Annotated in this window: 10 protein-coding genes; 8 read left to right on the top strand and 2 right to left on the bottom strand. The window is 40.4% G+C overall.

The genetic code is table 11. From position 1 onward, the window contains the following. Nucleotides 1–4 precede the first annotated feature (4 nt). From DXA54_RS06730 to DXA54_RS06710, 5 genes are all read left to right on the top strand, one after another. Nucleotides 5–1,747 (top strand): DUF5114 domain-containing protein, encoded by a 1,743-nt coding sequence (locus DXA54_RS06730; RefSeq protein WP_120079123.1) that lies wholly within the window; start codon nucleotides 5–7, stop codon nucleotides 1,745–1,747. A 23-nt stretch (nucleotides 1,748–1,770) separates the two neighbouring features. Then, nucleotides 1,771–2,859, top strand: a complete 1,089-nt coding sequence (locus DXA54_RS06725) for an arabinogalactan endo-beta-1,4-galactanase (protein ID WP_120079122.1) — start codon at nucleotides 1,771–1,773, stop codon at nucleotides 2,857–2,859. A 65-nt stretch (nucleotides 2,860–2,924) separates the two neighbouring features. Further along, complete coding sequence (galB, locus tag DXA54_RS06720; RefSeq protein ID WP_120079121.1) at nucleotides 2,925–5,372, top strand: beta-galactosidase GalB; 2,448 nt, start codon at nucleotides 2,925–2,927, stop codon at nucleotides 5,370–5,372. A 159-nt stretch (nucleotides 5,373–5,531) separates the two neighbouring features. Beyond that, a complete protein-coding gene (locus DXA54_RS06715; protein ID WP_120079120.1) occupies nucleotides 5,532–6,164 on the top strand; it encodes a nuclear receptor-binding factor 2 in 633 nt (210 codons plus the stop codon). Continuing rightward, on the top strand, nucleotides 6,071–6,298 hold the full coding sequence (locus DXA54_RS06710; protein ID WP_371682935.1) for a CapA family protein: 228 nt from the start codon (nucleotides 6,071–6,073) through the stop codon (nucleotides 6,296–6,298). The genes DXA54_RS06715 and DXA54_RS06710 overlap by 94 nt, the downstream gene beginning before the upstream one ends. Before the next feature lie 94 nt (nucleotides 6,299–6,392). Here the strand turns inward: DXA54_RS06710 and DXA54_RS06705 are convergent, their stop codons facing one another. Continuing rightward, nucleotides 6,393–7,079, bottom strand: coding sequence for a potassium channel family protein (locus tag DXA54_RS06705; protein WP_004305738.1), 687 nt, complete (start codon nucleotides 7,077–7,079; stop codon nucleotides 6,393–6,395). 4 nt (nucleotides 7,080–7,083) lie between these two features. Beyond that, nucleotides 7,084–8,913 carry a TrkH family potassium uptake protein gene (locus DXA54_RS06700; protein ID WP_120079119.1) on the bottom strand — a complete coding sequence of 610 codons (1,830 nt, stop codon included), beginning with the start codon at nucleotides 8,911–8,913 and terminating at the stop codon, nucleotides 7,084–7,086. A gap of 132 nt (nucleotides 8,914–9,045) precedes the next feature. On the opposite strand from DXA54_RS06700, the gene DXA54_RS06695 reads away from it, so the two are divergent. The 3 genes from DXA54_RS06695 (at nucleotide 9,046) to hepC (ending at nucleotide 17,762) form a co-directional block, all read left to right on the top strand. Next, nucleotides 9,046–10,416 (top strand): TrpB-like pyridoxal phosphate-dependent enzyme, encoded by a 1,371-nt coding sequence (locus DXA54_RS06695; protein WP_004325359.1) that lies wholly within the window; start codon nucleotides 9,046–9,048, stop codon nucleotides 10,414–10,416. Nucleotides 10,417–10,686: 270 nt separating this feature from the next. Then, nucleotides 10,687–14,748, top strand: coding sequence for a two-component regulator propeller domain-containing protein (locus DXA54_RS06690; RefSeq protein ID WP_120079118.1), 4,062 nt, complete (start codon nucleotides 10,687–10,689; stop codon nucleotides 14,746–14,748). Between the two features lie 923 nt (nucleotides 14,749–15,671). Further along, nucleotides 15,672–17,762 carry a heparin-sulfate lyase HepC gene (hepC, locus tag DXA54_RS06685; protein ID WP_008651387.1) on the top strand — a complete coding sequence of 697 codons (2,091 nt, stop codon included), beginning with the start codon at nucleotides 15,672–15,674 and terminating at the stop codon, nucleotides 17,760–17,762. Nucleotides 17,763–17,777 lie beyond the last annotated feature (15 nt).

The following is a 17,777-nucleotide window of genomic DNA, read 5'->3' as shown; positions in this document are numbered from 1 at the left end:
ATATATGAAAACTATAAATAGTCTGTTCCTTGCATTGGCGGCTCTCTTTATATGGAGTGCCTGTGAAGATGACGCAGATAAATATTATTTATCGAGCCTGACAGAAAATGAATTGATAGCTTCTACAAACAACATTGTATTGACGGAAGATATCGCACAAAAGAATGTTCTGTCACTGGCATGGACCGACCGGACATTGGCTATCAACAATCCGGATTTCAAACCAACCAACTTATTGAAAACAAGTATACAGGTTGCATTAAACGAAGATTTCTCCGGAACGATCGTTGAGTCTACCGAAACCTCTCTTTCCAAGACTTACAATGGAGCCGAATTAAATATTGTCACCAATAATCTGGGGGTTGAAGCCAATGTAGCCACTAAATTCTATTTCAGACTGAAAGGAACAACGGGGAACAACATCGAACCGGCATATAGCAATGTGGAAGTAATCAACATCACTCCTTATGAACTGGATATGCGTTTCGCCAGCATGCTGGATCAAAACGGCACAGACACCGGTATGAGTTTATTTTCAGTAAATACAGATGGTGTATACAAAGGATTTGTAGGAGTAAATGCCTGGTACAACTTCCTGATTAAAGAAGCCAACGGAACGATCTGGAGAAATGACAACGAAACCGGAATGCCGTTCTTACTAACTACAGCAGGGGATTGGAAATGCTGGTTCCCAGGAGTTGGAGGTTGTTATTATATCACATTTGACACGAATAATAAGCAATGGAACGGAATACAAATACCAACATTGAACGTCAGTGGAGATATCGATGCAACAATGGAATTTAACCAAACAAGCAGAAAATGGACAGCTACATTCAATGCTAATGCAGCCGGAAGTATGACTATCCAAATCAGTGGAACGGGTAAATTATATGACCATACATGTGCCAATCCGAATGATAATGGTGGATACGACATTGATGACACGAAAGCTAAAGATACTCCTATGGCATTCAGCGGCAGCAGCACAGCGTTAAATCTCGGAGAAACAGCTGGAGACATAACAGTTAATGTGCCACAGGCAGGAGAGTGTACGCTTTCTATCGATCTAAGCAACCCTCAACAATGGACTGTATCAGTAGAAGAAGGTTCTATAGAACCGGAGCCGGAACCGGAAGAGGGACAATATTTGTATTTGCCGGGAATCGGCCAAGGTAGCGACTGGACATACGATCATAAAATTGAAGTGTACTATAAGGAAGAACAAAAATATGCAGGTATAGTGGATGTCAACTCACAATACGGAAATTATGCGATGACCCTGTTCTCATCAGGAGATGCATGGGACACCGACAAAATGTACACCATTGCCAATGATGACTCGGAAAGTACGGCAGAAGCTGGAACTCTTGTAAATGGACAAGCAAAGAATATTCCTGCACCTGCTGCCGGTCTTTATCTGTTTGACGTTTCATTAAAAGAGTTGACCTATAAAACTTATGCAGTTGGAAATAACATCTATTGTTATTATGGAATAGAGGGGGATAACAATTTATATCCTATCGCCACAACAGGAACTACCGGAGAATATTCGGGAACGATTACGTTATCACAAGATTCTAACTGGGGTATCAAATTTTATATAAAAGATGACTGGACCGGAGCGTATGGAGGAAGCAATGGAAAACTATATTATAACAGCAACGACGGTATTCCATTGACTGCCGGAACTTATACTATCACAGTCAATCTGATAGACGGTACTTATTCCGCTTCTAATAAATAACCTTTAGATAACAGTATATAATTATGAAACGATTCAAAAATATATTGATGGCTTCCGCACTACTGTGCGGAGCCTTCTTCACAGCCTGTGACAACAATGATGATAAACCGGTATTTCCGGAAAATCAAGATCAAGCCTATGACATGTCTGGTTTTGCCAAAGGAGCCGATGTCAGTTGGTTGACAGAAATGGAAAAGGAAGGTTACAAATTCTATGATGCTGAAGGAAACGGACATGAATGTATGTCACTACTCCGGGATTTGGGCATGAATGCCATCCGTCTACGTGTATGGGTAAATCCCGATCAGGGATGGTCGGAAGAGGAAGGTTTCTTTAATCCGGAAGGATGGTGTGATAAAGACGATGTAGTGACCAAGGCGTGGCGCGCTCACAACTTAGGCTACCGTATTATGATTGATTTCCATTATAGTGATATTTGGGCGGATCCGGGACGGCAAGAGAAACCGGCGGCTTGGGCCGACCTATCCTTTGATGAATTAAAACAAGCAGTAGCCGACCATACCACTGAAGTATTAAGTGCAATCAAAGCAAGAGGTATCGATGTAGAATGGGTGCAGGTGGGTAATGAGACACGTACAGGCATGTTAAAACCTGACGGAGCTGCTAGCAGCGGAAAAACCGCCAACTTCGCTCAACTGGTAACAGCGGGATACGATGCCGTTAAAACAATCTACCCGGAAGCTAAAGTTATCGTACATATCGATCAGGGCAATAATCCCAATCGATATATCTGGCTGTTTGACGGTCTGAAAGCCGATGGGGGAAAATGGGATGTAATCGGTATGTCTCTTTATCCGGAACCGGATACCCAAGACTGGCGACAATTAAACAATGATTGTATTGCTAATATGAAAAGTCTGATTGAACGATATAATACACCTGTCATGATGTGTGAGCTTGGTATTTACTGGAATTATGAAGAAGCAGAAGAGTTTTTTACCGATTTCATGACTAAAGCTAAAGAAATAGATCAATGCCTCGGTGTTTTCACTTGGGAACCTCAAAGTTACGGTGGTTGGAAAGGCTATCACAAAGGCTTGTTTGACGATACCGGTAAACCCACCAGCGCATTTAATGCTTTCAAGAGATAAGATTATTGAATCATTTTTTATAACTTTACCCCGAATCCAAAATATTTTATACCTGAAAAGCAAAAATGAACATGAAACACCAAAAACAGTTATTAGCTGTACTTTTGATGGGCGTCGCTTGCACATTGCAAGCGCAACGCAGTGAGACGCTGCTCGAGAAAAACTGGAAATTCAGTAAAGGAGATTTTAAAGAGGCTAGCCAGCCGGAGTTTAATGACACTAAATGGGAGTCGGTTGTTATTCCGCATGATTGGGCGATTTTCGGTCCATTCGATATGAATAATGACCTGCAGAATGTAGCTGTAACACAGAACTTCGAGAAAAAGGCTTCCTTGAAAACAGGACGTACCGGTGGGCTCCCTTATGTAGGCACCGGATGGTATCGAACCAGTTTTGATGCTCCTGCCGATAAGGAGGTGACGCTGCTCTTTGATGGTGCCATGAGCGAAGCACGTGTCTATGTAAATGGAAAAGAAGCTTGTTTCTGGCCTTTCGGCTACAACTCTTTCCACTGTAACGTGACGTCTTTATTAAACAAAGACGGAAAGAATAATACGCTGGCCGTACGTTTGGAAAATCGTCCGCAGTCCTCGCGCTGGTATCCGGGAGCAGGTTTGTATCGTAATGTGCATCTGATCGTGACTGATAAAGTGCACGTGCCTGTATGGGGAACACAAATCACAACTCCTCATGTCAGCAAGGACTTTGCAGCCGTACGTCTTCAAACGAAGATTAATAATGCCGGTGAGAAAACACAAATCCGTATAGAGACAGAGATTCTTTCTCCGGACGGAAAAGTGGTTACCAGCAAAGAAAATACGAGTCGCATTAATCACGGACAACCATTCGAACAAAACTTTATTGTAAATGCACCCGAGCTCTGGTCACCGGAAAGTCCGTCGCTCTACAAGGCTGTTTCCAAAATTTACGCAGATGATAAACTGGTGGATACTTACACGACCCGTTTCGGTATCCGCAACATTGAATATATCGCTGATAAGGGTTTCTATTTGAACGGAAAACATCGCAAATTCCAAGGGGTATGCAATCATCATGATTTAGGTCCGCTGGGTGCCGCTATTAATGTAGCAGCGCTTCGCCATCAACTTACATTGCTGAAAGATATGGGATGTGACGCTATCCGTACTTCTCATAATATGCCGACTCCCGAACTCGTAGCGTTGTGTGACGAAATGGGATTTATGATGATGATTGAACCGTTCGATGAATGGGACATCGCCAAGTGTGAAAACGGTTATCACCGTTATTTCAATGAATGGGCGGAACGTGATATGGTAAATATGCTCCATAATTATCGGAATAATCCGTGTGTGATTATGTGGAGTATCGGTAATGAAGTGCCGACCCAATGTAGCCCTGTCGGCTATAAAGTGGCTAAATTCCTGCAAGACATTTGCCACCGAGAAGATCCGACACGTCCTGTCACTTGTGGAATGGATCAGGTTACTTGTGTACTTGCGAACGGATTTGCAGCAATGATTGACATTCCGGGACTTAATTACCGTACCCAACGCTATAAGGAATCTTATGACCAACTTCCGCAGAATCTGATTCTGGGTAGTGAAACTGCTTCTACTGTCAGTTCACGCGGGGTATACAAATTCCCGGTAGAGGATAAGAAAAGTACTAAGTATGAAGACCATCAGTGTTCCTCTTATGATGTGGAAGCCTGTTCCTGGTCAAATATTCCGGACGAGGACTTTGCACTGGCCGACGATAACCATTGGACAATCGGACAATTTGTATGGACAGGATTTGACTATCTGGGCGAGCCATCACCTTATGACACGGATGCATGGCCCAATCACAGTTCCATGTTTGGTATTATCGACCTTGCCAGTCTGCCTAAAGACCGCTATTATCTGTATCGCAGTGTATGGAACAAGGATGCGGAAACCTTGCATATTCTGCCTCACTGGACATGGCCGGGACGTGAAGGCGAAGTGACTCCTGTATTTGTATATACCAACTATCCTACAGCCGAACTGTTTATCAACGGTAAAAGTTATGGTAAACAAAGCAAGAATAATAGTTCGTTGAAGAACCGCTATCGTCTGATGTGGATGGATGCTGTATATGAACCGGGAGAAGTAAAAGTAGTAGCCTATAACAAAGAAGGAAAAGCTGTAGCGGAAAAAGTGGTTCGTACTGCCGGAAAACCTCATCATATCGAACTGGTCAGCAACCGTAACGAATTGACTGCAGACGGAAAAGACTTAGCGTATGTGACTGTGAAAGTTGTAGACAAAGATGGTAACCTCTGCCCTACTGATAATCGTCAGATTAACTTCTCTGCAAAGGGAACCGGTAAATATCGTGCCGCTGCCAATGGCGACCCGACAAATCTGGAACAATTTCATCTTCCGAAGATGCATGCTTTCAACGGAATGTTGACAGCTATCATACAAGCTGGTGAAACTGCCGGAGAAATTGTATTTACAGCCAAAGCAAATGGAGTGAAAGCCGGAAATATTCGTATTCAAACGAAATAAGGTATACGCTTTATAATATCTGATAAGCCACCGGATTTCTTAACTAAAGAGAAGTCCGGTGGTTTTCATATATAATATACTGGATTTTTCACTTTTACGAGAAAAGAAGCAGGTAAATACAGGTTAATATCTATCTTTGCCAAAGAAAACGTTACAGATATGTCGCACAGGATTCACTTCCTTATTTTTACAGGTCTTTTACTGATGTTCTGTTCATGCCGGAAAGAAAACTGGTTTGAATGGCAAGTAAATCAAAGACACATGGAAGTATCTCTGAACAAAGAATCTGATTCGCTCTATGTCATTCATTTGAATACAGACCAACCCTCCCACTCTGTTTGGAAATTGCCTTATCCTGTCTATCAATTTGATTATGGAGATGTTACAGGAGACGGGATGCCGGAAATTATTGTGGGGGTTATCAAGCCTACCCGATTCGATCCCAAACCCGACAAGCGGTTATTTATTTACCGGATTGCAGATGAAGCGTATATCCGCCCACTTTGGTTAGGTTCGAGGGTAGCACAACCTTTGGAAGATTTTAGAGTGATTCGTGAACATACTCCTGTATTGATACGCACCGTGGAACGGGAACGAAGTGGAAAATTTCTGATAGCGGAATATGCATGGAGAGGTTTTGGTCTGGATTTTAAGGGATATCTGAAACGCGAGACAGAAGAAAAGGAGCACGCCGGCTTATCCGTGCAGGTGCGGATGCCATCATCGGACACCATCCGCATGTCATTCAGAAAGAAGAATATTTTAAAGGTAAGCCTATTTTCTATAGTCTAGGCAACTTCGTGTTCGACCAACGAAAACCGGAAACATCACAAAGCCTGATTGTGCAGCTCAATTTCACCTCTATAGGATATAGTATAAAACTTCATCCTGCAACAATTAATAATTGCAAACCGGAATTACAATAATCAGACAAAACCAAAGGGGATAACTGCCAACATTATACTATTTACCAACAAATATCATCATCCCTCTATCTTGAAATCCACTAGATTTTGCACATTAAATAGCTTTCCAGAAAGCTTGGAAATCGCGATATCTACCGTAACAAACCAGCTCATCTCCCTCTTCCACTTTCTCATCCGCCGGTAATTCATTCTTTACATGAAGCTCCATTAAAGAAATGCCCAAGCAATTGGTTATTTTATTGGCTCTCTTCAACCCTATCATCTTTAAATGAAACTCTTCATCCAAATTCAACTCATTCACAAAATATCCTACAAATTTCTCCGGAACCGTGAACTTCACAACATAATAATCCTGATCGATGCGGAATCCTTCCATATTCGTTCCAAAATCAAGCAATTGCACCAAGCTGCGGGCAGCATCTTCTTCCGGAGTCAGGATTCGCTCAAGTTCAAAAGCCTCAAGCACCGCTTTATGTACGGCATCAATAGCCCGGGCAAAGATTCGAGGAACCTTTTTCTGCTTCAATAGGGCAACAACACGTATCGATGCACCAAAATTCTCACCAATCGCTACAATTACTATATCCACACTATTTAATGGCAACACTGATAATGATTGTTCGTCAGTGGCATCAATGACAAAAGCCGTAGCAACCTTATCTTTGATTGAATCTACACGACTTTCACTAATATCCGCACCAATAATCTCGTGCCCTAATGCAGACAATTCCTCTGCCAACACATGGCCGTAATTTCCTAAACCGATAATAATATACTTCATATCTTTAGTTTATTATAATGTTATCACTCGGATAACGGTATTTTGTATTCTTTTTCTGTTTGACAATTCCCAACATCAATGTTATCAATCCCACACGTCCGATAAACATCAACAAGGATACCAACAACTTACTGGCATCACACAAATGAGGGGTCAGATTCAGACTAGATCCCACAGTACTAAGTGCAGAGACACATTCGAAAGTCAATGCCATGATGGAAACACCCGGTTCGAGTATGCTCAATGTGAAAATAAAAATGAATGACACTCCCAATGACATGACTACTGTTGCATTGGAACGCCGGATTGAATCGTAAGATAATTCTCTGCCAAACACCTCTACCCGTTCAGTACCACGCAATACGGCTACAAGATTCAGAACCACAACTGCAAAAGCGTTCACTTTCACACCACCTGCCGTAGATTGTGAACCACCGCCAACCCACATCAAGAATAGATAAACCAACAAAGTCTGCACGCTCAACGATGCCAGATCGACACTACTGAAACCGGCTGTTCGCGGACAAGTGGCATTAAAGAAAGCTTGTGTCCATTTGTCTGCCAAAGGCATACCGGCAAAGGAAGCATTCCACTCAAAAGCAGCAATAGCTAATGTACCGATTAATAAAAGCAGAAAAGTCATGATTAACACGATTTTCGTATTCAGGTTATAAAGATGCTGCATTTTGTGACGATCCAGTTTGCGTGTACGGACCAATTTCCAGAAACGACGCAGGTGATATAATACAATATCCTTGAAATTGACAAGAATGGGGAAACCGATACCACCGAAGATTATCAGCAAAGAAACAGAAATAAACAGTCCATTATGATTGGTCATCACCATCGGATTCCCTAAATTACCGGAAAGTGTAGAAAAACCCGCATTACAAAAAGCTGATATAGCATGGAAAGCAGCAAAACCTAACTCGCCTTCCAAAGTCATTCCCAGCGTACCGTGAATACTAAACCAAATCGAAACCATGCCAATCCCTTCAATGACTAGGGTAAAGCCCAATATATATAATAAGGTGGACAGTAATGAACCTAACGAATTGGAACTAACCATATCACGTACAACAAGCTGATTATAAATGGAGGTGTTTCCCATGAAGAACATGGCAAAGAAACTGGTTAATGTCATCACTCCTAATCCTCCAATCTGAATCAACAGGATAATGACAACTAATCCGGAAGTGGTGAATGTAGTGGATACATCTACCGGAACCAAACCTGTAACACATACGGCACTGGTAGCCGTAAATAAAGAGTCTACCCAGGTAATACCATTCACCGTGCAGCGCGGAAGCATCAGTAGACCTGCTCCAATCAGGATAATAGCCATAAAACTGACTGCTAATATCAAAGACGGATTGGTACGCCGTCCCAACAGGCGCACCAGACCATTGGACAAGTTGAGGAAAGAAAGGACTAATAATAACAGGAGATGATAAAACTTCCCATGCAGGAATTCCCAAATCTGCAAAATAGCTCCTTCTTCTTCCGGACGGTGAAAAATGACGGGTATTAAAGTAAGATATAATAACCCGCTTAATATCCAGGCTAATCGCCGGTATTGTTTTTTAGTATTCCGGTATTCCAGTGAAATATGTAAAGTAACATCAATCAGAAAGATAATCCAGACAGTTTTATACAATGTCTGCAAATTAGCCACTTCATCTACGGATAAGGGAAAACCGTGTTCATATACTACTCCAACAATCAACAACAGAGATACCAGATAAGTGAGTGCTTCTACCAGTCCTAACAGGATACGTACATAGGGTTTTAGCAGTTTATTCTGATACAATAAAAACTTATGATAAATCTTCATATCATCTTTTTTAACAGGATCGTGCAAACTTAAGTAAAATAACAATTAGAACCGATTCTTTGTTGACAAAATTTTCTGAATATTAAAAAATTGAGTACTTTTGGCAACAAGAAACTAAAAAACTACAATATTATGAGTGAAAAAAGAAAACGGTATATCTTACCCGAAGAAGAAATTCCACACTACTGGTACAACATTCAGGCGGATATGGTAAACAAACCTATGCCTCCGTTGCATCCGGGAACCAAACAACCGCTGAAAGCGGAAGACTTGTATCCGATTTTCGCTAAAGAGCTGTGCCATCAGGAACTGAATCAAACCGATGCATGGATCGAAATACCGGAAGAAGTACGCGAAATGTATAAGTACTATCGCAGTACTCCGCTGGTTCGTGCTTACGGATTGGAAAAAGCACTCGGTACTCCGGCTCATATCTATTTTAAGAATGAAAGTGTCAGCCCTATCGGTTCACATAAGTTGAACTCTGCATTGGCACAGGCTTATTATTGCAAAGAAGAAGGAGTTACCAACATCACCACTGAAACCGGTGCCGGACAATGGGGAGCCGCTCTTTCTTATGCAGCTAAGGTTTTCGGTTTGGAAGCTGCTGTTTATCAGGTAAAAATCAGTTATGAACAAAAGCCATACCGCCGCAGCATCATGCAGACTTTCGGAGCACAGGTAACCCCTTCTCCATCCATGTCTACCCGTGCCGGTAAGGATATTCTGACTAAACACCCTACTTATCAGGGTTCATTGGGAACAGCCATTTCTGAAGCTATTGAACTGGCACAAATGACTCCCAACTGTAAATATACGCTTGGTTCTGTACTTAGCCATGTTACTCTTCATCAGACTATTATCGGACTGGAAGCCGAAAAACAGATGGAAATGGCAGGCGAATATCCGGATATCGTAATCGGTTGTTTCGGAGGTGGTTCCAACTTCGGAGGTATCTCTTTCCCATTCATGCGTCACACGATACAGGAAGGAAAAAAGACTCGTTTCGTTGCTGCCGAACCTGCATCTTGCCCGAAACTGACACGTGGTAAGTTCCAGTATGACTTCGGTGATGAAGCCGGATATACTCCGTTGCTACCGATGTTTACTTTAGGACACAATTTTGCTCCGGCCCATATCCATGCCGGCGGTCTTCGCTATCATGGTGCAGGTGTCATCGTTTCACAGTTGCTCAAGGATAATCTGATGGAAGCAGTAGATATACAGCAATTGGAATCTTTCGAAGCAGGTTGTCTGTTTGCACAGTCTGAAGGTATTATTCCGGCTCCAGAGTCCAGCCACGCTATTGCAGCAGCTATCCGCGAAGCTAACAAATGCAAAGAGACAGGAGAAGAAAAAGTGATTCTGTTCAACCTTTCCGGACATGGCCTGATCGATATGACTTCTTATGATAAGTATTTGGCCGGTGACTTGGTAAACTATTCATTGACTGATGATGATATTCAGAAGAATTTAGACGAAATAGGAGATTTAGCTAAATAATAAATTGCCTGCCAGTTTCAAGTTTCACCACCGATTTCACAGATTAACATGGACTTAAATGTAATTCGAAGATTTTCGATACAAAAGTCCATGTTAATCTGTGAAATCGGTGGCATTTTTTCCATCCTCCTACATTTTCTTTCTCTCTGTTGAACACCTCCATACACCCACTGTATAGACTGGAAAGATTGTATAGTTTTCCGGTCAATTCATGGGGTATATCAAAGATTTCACTATCTTTGATGCCATTATTAATCTTATGAACTAATAATGAGCAGCTTTAACAAAATAGCAATCTGTCTACTTTTTCTATGCGCAGGGGTTAATTATGCTTTTTCTGATATTCCGGAGCAAATCAACTTCTCCTATATCTCTATTAATGAAGGATTGTCACAAAGTACTGTATTCTCTATCGATCAGGACCAACGAGGCAATATGTGGTTCGCAACTTATGACGGAGTAAACAAGTACGATGGGTATTCATTTACAGTTTATCAGCATAATGAAGATGATCCGAACAGCATCGCTAATGACATTTCGCGAATCGTAAAGGCTGACAGTCAGGGACGGGTTTGGATCGGCACGCGGGATGGTTTGTCATATTATGATGAAGAGAAGGATAAATTCAGAAATTTCTTCTACGAAAAGAAGGGGAAGAAGCTGCAAATCAACGGAATTGCGGAGATCTCACCGGAACAACTGCTCATAAGTACACAGGAAGGTCTGACTATGTTCGATATTAAAGAATCACGATTCGTTGATGATTCTTTTAGTACGGCTATGCATAAGATAGTGGCTTCTGCTCTTTACAGGCAAGGCGATATTATCTATATCGGCACCCCGGTTGACGGGCTTTACAGCTACTCCATTCCTCAAAAGAAACTGGAAAGAATTACTCCGATAACAGGCACTAAGCAGATTCAAGCCATTTTGCAACAATCTCCTACCCGCATCTGGATAGCTACCGAAGGAGCCGGTCTACTTCTATTTAACCCGAAAACACAAGAAGTCAAGACCTATCATCATTCTTCTTCCAATCCTAAAAGTATCAGTTCCAATTATATCCGTTCTCTGGCATTGGATTCGCAAAATCGCCTATGGATAGGAACATTCAATGATCTGAACATTTATCATGAAGGAAACGATTCTTTCGTTTCTTACAGCAGCAGTCCGGTAGAAAGCGGCAGTCTGTCACAGCGTTCGGTCCGCAGTATCTTTATGGATTCGCAGGGTGGAATGTGGCTTGGAACCTATTTCGGAGGACTAAACTATTATCATCCGATCCGCAACAGATTCAAGAATATTCAGCGTATTCCATATAAGAATTCTTTAAGTGACAACGTAGTCAGTTGCATTACCGAAGATAAGGATAAGAACTTATGGATAGGAACGAATGATGGGGGATTGAATCTATATAATCCCAAGACACAACAGTTTACGCACTATATCTTACAGGAAAACGAACGGGAAATCGGTATTGGTTCCAACAATATCAAAGCCGTATATGTAGACGAACAAAAATCACTTGTATATATAGGAACACATGCCGGTGGTCTGACTGTTCTCCACCGCAACAGTGGACAAATGGAAAGTTTCAATCAGCTGAATAGCCAGTTGGTCAATGAAAATGTCTATGCCATTCTTCCTGACAAGGAGGGTAGTATCTTATTAGGAACTTTAAGTGCACTGGTTAGTTTTAATCCGGAGAAACGGAGCTTCACCACCATAGATAAAGAAAAAGACGGTACGCCATTTACTTCACAACGAATCACAATCCTGTTCAGAGATTCTCGTAAACGTCTTTGGATTGGTGGTGAAGAAGGTATATCAGTCTTTCAGCAGGAAGGGATCGAAATAGAAAAAGCCCCTATCCTTCCGGAATCATCTGTAACAAAGATGTTTACCAATTGCATTTATGAAGCTGCCAATGGCATCATTTGGGTAGGTACGCGTGAAGGTTTCTACTGTTTTAATGAAAAAGAGAAGAAAATCAAACGATATACGACTGCTAACGGTTTACCCAATAATGTGGTTTACGGTATTCTGGAAGATACCTTTGGGCGTCTCTGGGTAAGCACCAACCGTGGTATCTCCTGTTTCAATCCGGAGACAGAGAAGTTCCGCAATTTTACGGAATCCGACGGGTTGCAAAGTAATCAGTTTAATACTTCTTCATTCTGCCGCACCTCTAACGGGCAAATGTACTTCGGGGGTATCAACGGTATCACAACTTTCCGCCCGGAACTCCTACTGGACAACCCTTACACTCCTCCGGTAGTCATTACTAAACTTCAACTGTTTAACAAAACAGTCCGTCCGGATGATGAAACCGGTATCTTGACTAAGAATATCAATGAAACAGAAAGTATCACGCTAAAATCATGGCAAACGGCTTTTACGCTTGAATTTGTGGTATCCAACTATATTTCAGGTCAACACAATACTTTCGCTTATAAATTGGAAGGATATGATAAAGAGTGGTATTATCTGACAGACAAACGTACTGTCTCCTATTCCAACTTGCCACAAGGTACTTATCATTTTCTGGTAAAAGCTGCTAATAGTGACGGGAAATGGAATACCGTTCCTACGATGTTGGAAATCGTTGTTCTCCCTATATGGTACAAGACCTGGTGGGCAATCGTGCTTTTCCTCGCTATTTTTATCGGCTTTATCACTTTCGTCTTCCGCTTCTTCTGGATGCGTAAAAGCATGGAAGCAGAGCTGGAGATTGAACGTAGGGACAAGGAACATCAAGAAGAAATCAACCAGATGAAGATGCGTTTCTTCATCAATATTTCCCATGAGCTTCGCACGCCGTTGACTCTTATCTTAGCTCCTCTACAAGAAATAATCAATAAGATCAGTGACCGCTGGACTCGTAATCAGCTGGAATATATCCAACGCAACGCTAATCGCCTGCTACATCTTGTCAATCAATTGATGGATTATCGCCGCGCCGAATTGGGAGTTTTCGAGCTGAAAGCAAAGAGAGAGAATGCGCATCAACTAATACAAGATAATTTCTTGTTTTATGATAAACTGGCACGCCACAAAAAGATTACCTATACTCTCCATTCCGAATTGGAAGATAAAGAGGAACTTTTTGATCCTAATTATCTGGAACTGATTGTTAATAACCTACTTTCAAATGCTTTCAAATATACGGAAAGCGGTCAAAGCATTACTGTGACATTGAAAGAGGAAAATAATTGGTTGGTACTGCAAGTTAGTGATACCGGTATTGGTATTCCCATCAATAAACAGGGAAAAATATTCGAACGTTTTTATCAGATAGAGAGTGAGCACGTAGGAAGTGGTATCGGTCTCTCACTGGTACAACGCCTGGTAGAATTGCACCATGGTCGTATCGAACTGGATAGTGAAGAGGGTAAAGGCAGTACTTTCTCTGTTTATCTGCCACAAGACATAAATACCTACAAACCCTCCGAACTAGCTTCTAATGACACTCTGAATGAGGAAGGACAGGTATATTCCACCAACTCGAAAGAAATGTATTTCATTGATACGGAAAAGGTCGAAAACGAAACGATCGAAGGCGGTGACAAGAAGCGTGGCACTATTCTTATTGTAGAAGACAATAATGAAATCCGCCATTATCTTAGCAGCGGACTAGCCGAACTCTTCAATACGCTGGAAGCCGGAAATGGTGAAGAAGCTTTGGAAAAACTGAAAGACAATGAAGTTGACATCATTGTAACTGATGTCATGATGCCTGTGATGGATGGTATCAAATTATGCAAGAATGTGAAGCAAAATATCCGTACCTGTCATATTCCCGTGATTATCCTGTCTGCTAAAAGCGAAGTCAAAGACCAGATGGAAGGTCTGCAAATGGGTGCGGATGATTACATCCCGAAACCATTCTCACTTGCTATCCTGACTACGAAGATACAGAATATGATGCGTACCCGTAGACGTATGCTTGAACGGTATTCCAAATCCCTGGAAGTGGAACCGGAAAAGATTACGTTTAACGCCATGGATGAAGCTTTACTAAAACGTGCTGTAGCGATTGTAGAAAAGAATATGGATAATATTGAATTCTCTACTGACGAATTTGCCAGAGAAATGAATATGAGTCGTTCTAATCTGCATCTTAAATTGAAAGCCATCACAGGCGAATCGACTATTGACTTTATACGCAAGATTCGTTTCAACGAAGCGGCAAAATTACTGAAGGATGGCCGCTATACAATAGCAGAGGTCAGCACAATGGTAGGTTTCAATACGCCGTCTTATTTTGCTACGAGTTTCAAGAAGTATTTCGGATGTTTGCCTACGGAGTATATTAAGAAAGCAAAAGGATAAGTAACCAGCAAAGCAAATCCAAAAATATCATGTTTTTTACGGAATACAATCCACAAAAACCATGATATTTTTGGATTTGAAGAAAAAAGCTTGAATTTTGTTCTTTTGATAAATCCGGAAGCTACTTTCACAGTGATTACTCCTGATAATATAGAAGAATTCCTATTGTAAGTACAAGGTGAAGTTTTGCACATACACCAATATATAAAGTAGCGCTTTTCTTCTTTCCCGCACGGATTTGAACTAATTCATTTCGGTATGGAAATAGCCCCCAATACTATCGCTGACAATAACTCGTCAATATGCAGCTTTTATTTCTTTCTCTTGCTTATATTATTTTTTCAATTGCCTAAGAAGTTTTCGTTTGACAGTTGTTGAACGAACGCTTGACATATGTTGAACTATCGCTTGACAATTGTCAAACGAAAACTCCTTAGGAAATGAAATACCTATTAATAGGTAAACGATTGCTTAAAAATAACTAATAAAATCATTAGTGCCAATTGATTCCAAACCAGGCAGTTTTTGGTTAAACGGGAATTTAATTCAGACAGAAGAACATAAGAACAAAAAATAAAATAGCAGTTCAATAAGCAACTGAAATAATTTTCAAAGCGCAGCATTTATGTTCTTTTGTTCTTATGCCTAAAAATAAATGATTATTTAGCTCATTTCCGCACCAAAATGAATTAGTTTATTTCATGAATTGAACAGGATAAAGTTTACATTATGATATATAAAAGACTTACTATCAGCCTAAAAAACATTTTTTTAGACATTATTGATATATGATTCAACAATATTAATATCAAAAAATCATTTTTTGAACAAAGTGTGAACAAGACCAATCACTATTTCTAAATAAACAGATTACATTTGCAAACAGTAAAATATAACTTTTAATAATTAAAACCTAATAAAGTATGAAGAACATCTTTATTTGTTTATTCGCAATGTTCTTTCTGTCTAATTGCACAGACGACAAAGACGAATTAATCATTGGAGAACCCAACAAAGAAGGAACAACATCCAAACCATCCCTCGAAAATGGTATTGAAAAAAAACTTTTTGATGTCATCAACCTCGACTATCCCGGATTGGAAGAAGTTAAAAAGCACTATCAAGCGGAAGAATATTACGAAGCAGCTAAAGCACTGCTAGAATATTATCGTTTGCGAACAGAGGTAATCAACCCTAACATATCTCTTATTAGTACAACAGCATCCGCTTCCGAGCAAAATATGGCAGAGCAAGCTTTAGAATACCGATTTTACATTCGTAACTTTCAGGAGAAAAAAGGTGAAACTGATGCCGACAATGTCTATTACTCTTTTAAAAATAAAGATGGAAAAATTGATTGGAATTATATTCCTAGTGGTATAACAGACAACGAATTCAAATATCAGCTTCATCGTCATCAATGGATGGTCCCCCAAGCCAAAACTTATCGGGTCACTCAAAATGAATCATATGTTAAATCATGGATTGAAGTTTATTCAAATTGGATGGCGAATTATCCATGCCCAGACGGTATCACTCCTAATGATTATTATCCATGGATCGGATTGCAAGTAGCAGAACGCGTTACTTCACAAATAGAATTGATGACTTATTATATGTATTCTTCCAACTTCACTCCAGCTTGGTTATCAATCTTTCTAAGTCAGTTCTCTGATGAAGTGGAAAACATTCGCAAAAACTACTATGCAGATAGTAATATTTTAGTAACACAAGCATATGCAGTAGCTATGGCAGGCGTATTATTGCCCGAATTTAAGAATGCTTCCACATGGTTAGAAGAAGGAGCTAATAAGCTGAATACTCAAGTACAAGAACAGTTCAATGAAGACGGTGTACATTATGAGCTTGACCCAAGTTATCATATTGGTGCAATATCCGATTTTTACAATATTTACGAAGTAGCTCAAAAAAACAATAAGGCTAATAAATTTCCTGCCAATTATATGGAGTCATTACGTAAAGCTACAGAGTTTATCATGGATATCACTTACCCTGACTATACAATGGATAATTTCAATGATACCCGGTCAGCACGTTTATCAAAGAGCGTATTAATCAAGAACTTCAAACGCTATGTTGAGATGTTTCCCGATAATGAAAACATGAAGTGGATGGCTACCGAAGGAAATGAGGGGGAAAAACCCACCTATTTAACCAAAGCCTACAAATATTCCGGTTATTATATCTTACGTAACGGTTGGGACGCAGGTTCCACTATGTTGATTCTAAAAAACAACTATAATCCGGATGACAAATGGCACTGTCAACCAGATAATGGTACATTCAGTTTATATCGTAACGGACGTAATTTTTTCCCTGATTCAGGAGTATTCGCATATAGTGGCAATGAAGCTAAGCGTAATGAGTTCCGCCAAACTAAATGGCACAACACAATGACTATCTATGCGAATAATATTACAACAACAGAAGGACGTTTTCTGAAAATGGAAACACAAAATAATGTGGATGTTGTAGTAACAGAAAATGCAAGCTACGAAACCTTATCTCATCGCCGTGCCATTTTCTATGTAAATAAGAATAATGTAGATAAAGAATTCTTTGTTCTTATAGATGAAGGGTATGGAGCTGATAACGGAAAAAAATACAATTTAAATTTCAACCTCTGCCCAGGAACTGATGAAGAAGTAGTTCTTGACTTAAACCAGTTTGGAGCTCATACTGCTTTTGCTGACGGAAACAACATTATAATGAGAACATTTGCCAGCAAGAATATCACTGACGCTGCAACTTCATTCAATGGAAAGCTATCCAATGATATCGACACTTCAATTAATCGCAAAGGATATACGGTAACACTTAGAAAGGGAGCTAAAGAGACAGCTGTTCGTTTTATCACAGTAATTTTACCTATTGCAGATGCCGCATCAGCTACCATATCTGCCGAATTTACAGATGAAAATTACAGCGAGAACGGAAGTTCTATCAAAGTCACAGTCAATGGCGAAGAATATAATTTAAGCTATACACTATAATAACTAACTAATATT

Origin of the sequence: Bacteroides sp. OF03-11BH (genome assembly GCF_003604005.1) — a bacterium.
Lineage (GTDB): Bacteria > Bacteroidota > Bacteroidia > Bacteroidales > Bacteroidaceae > Bacteroides > Bacteroides ovatus.
Note: the sequence above shows the minus strand (reverse complement) of the source record. Positions and strands in the feature narration are given on the sequence as shown.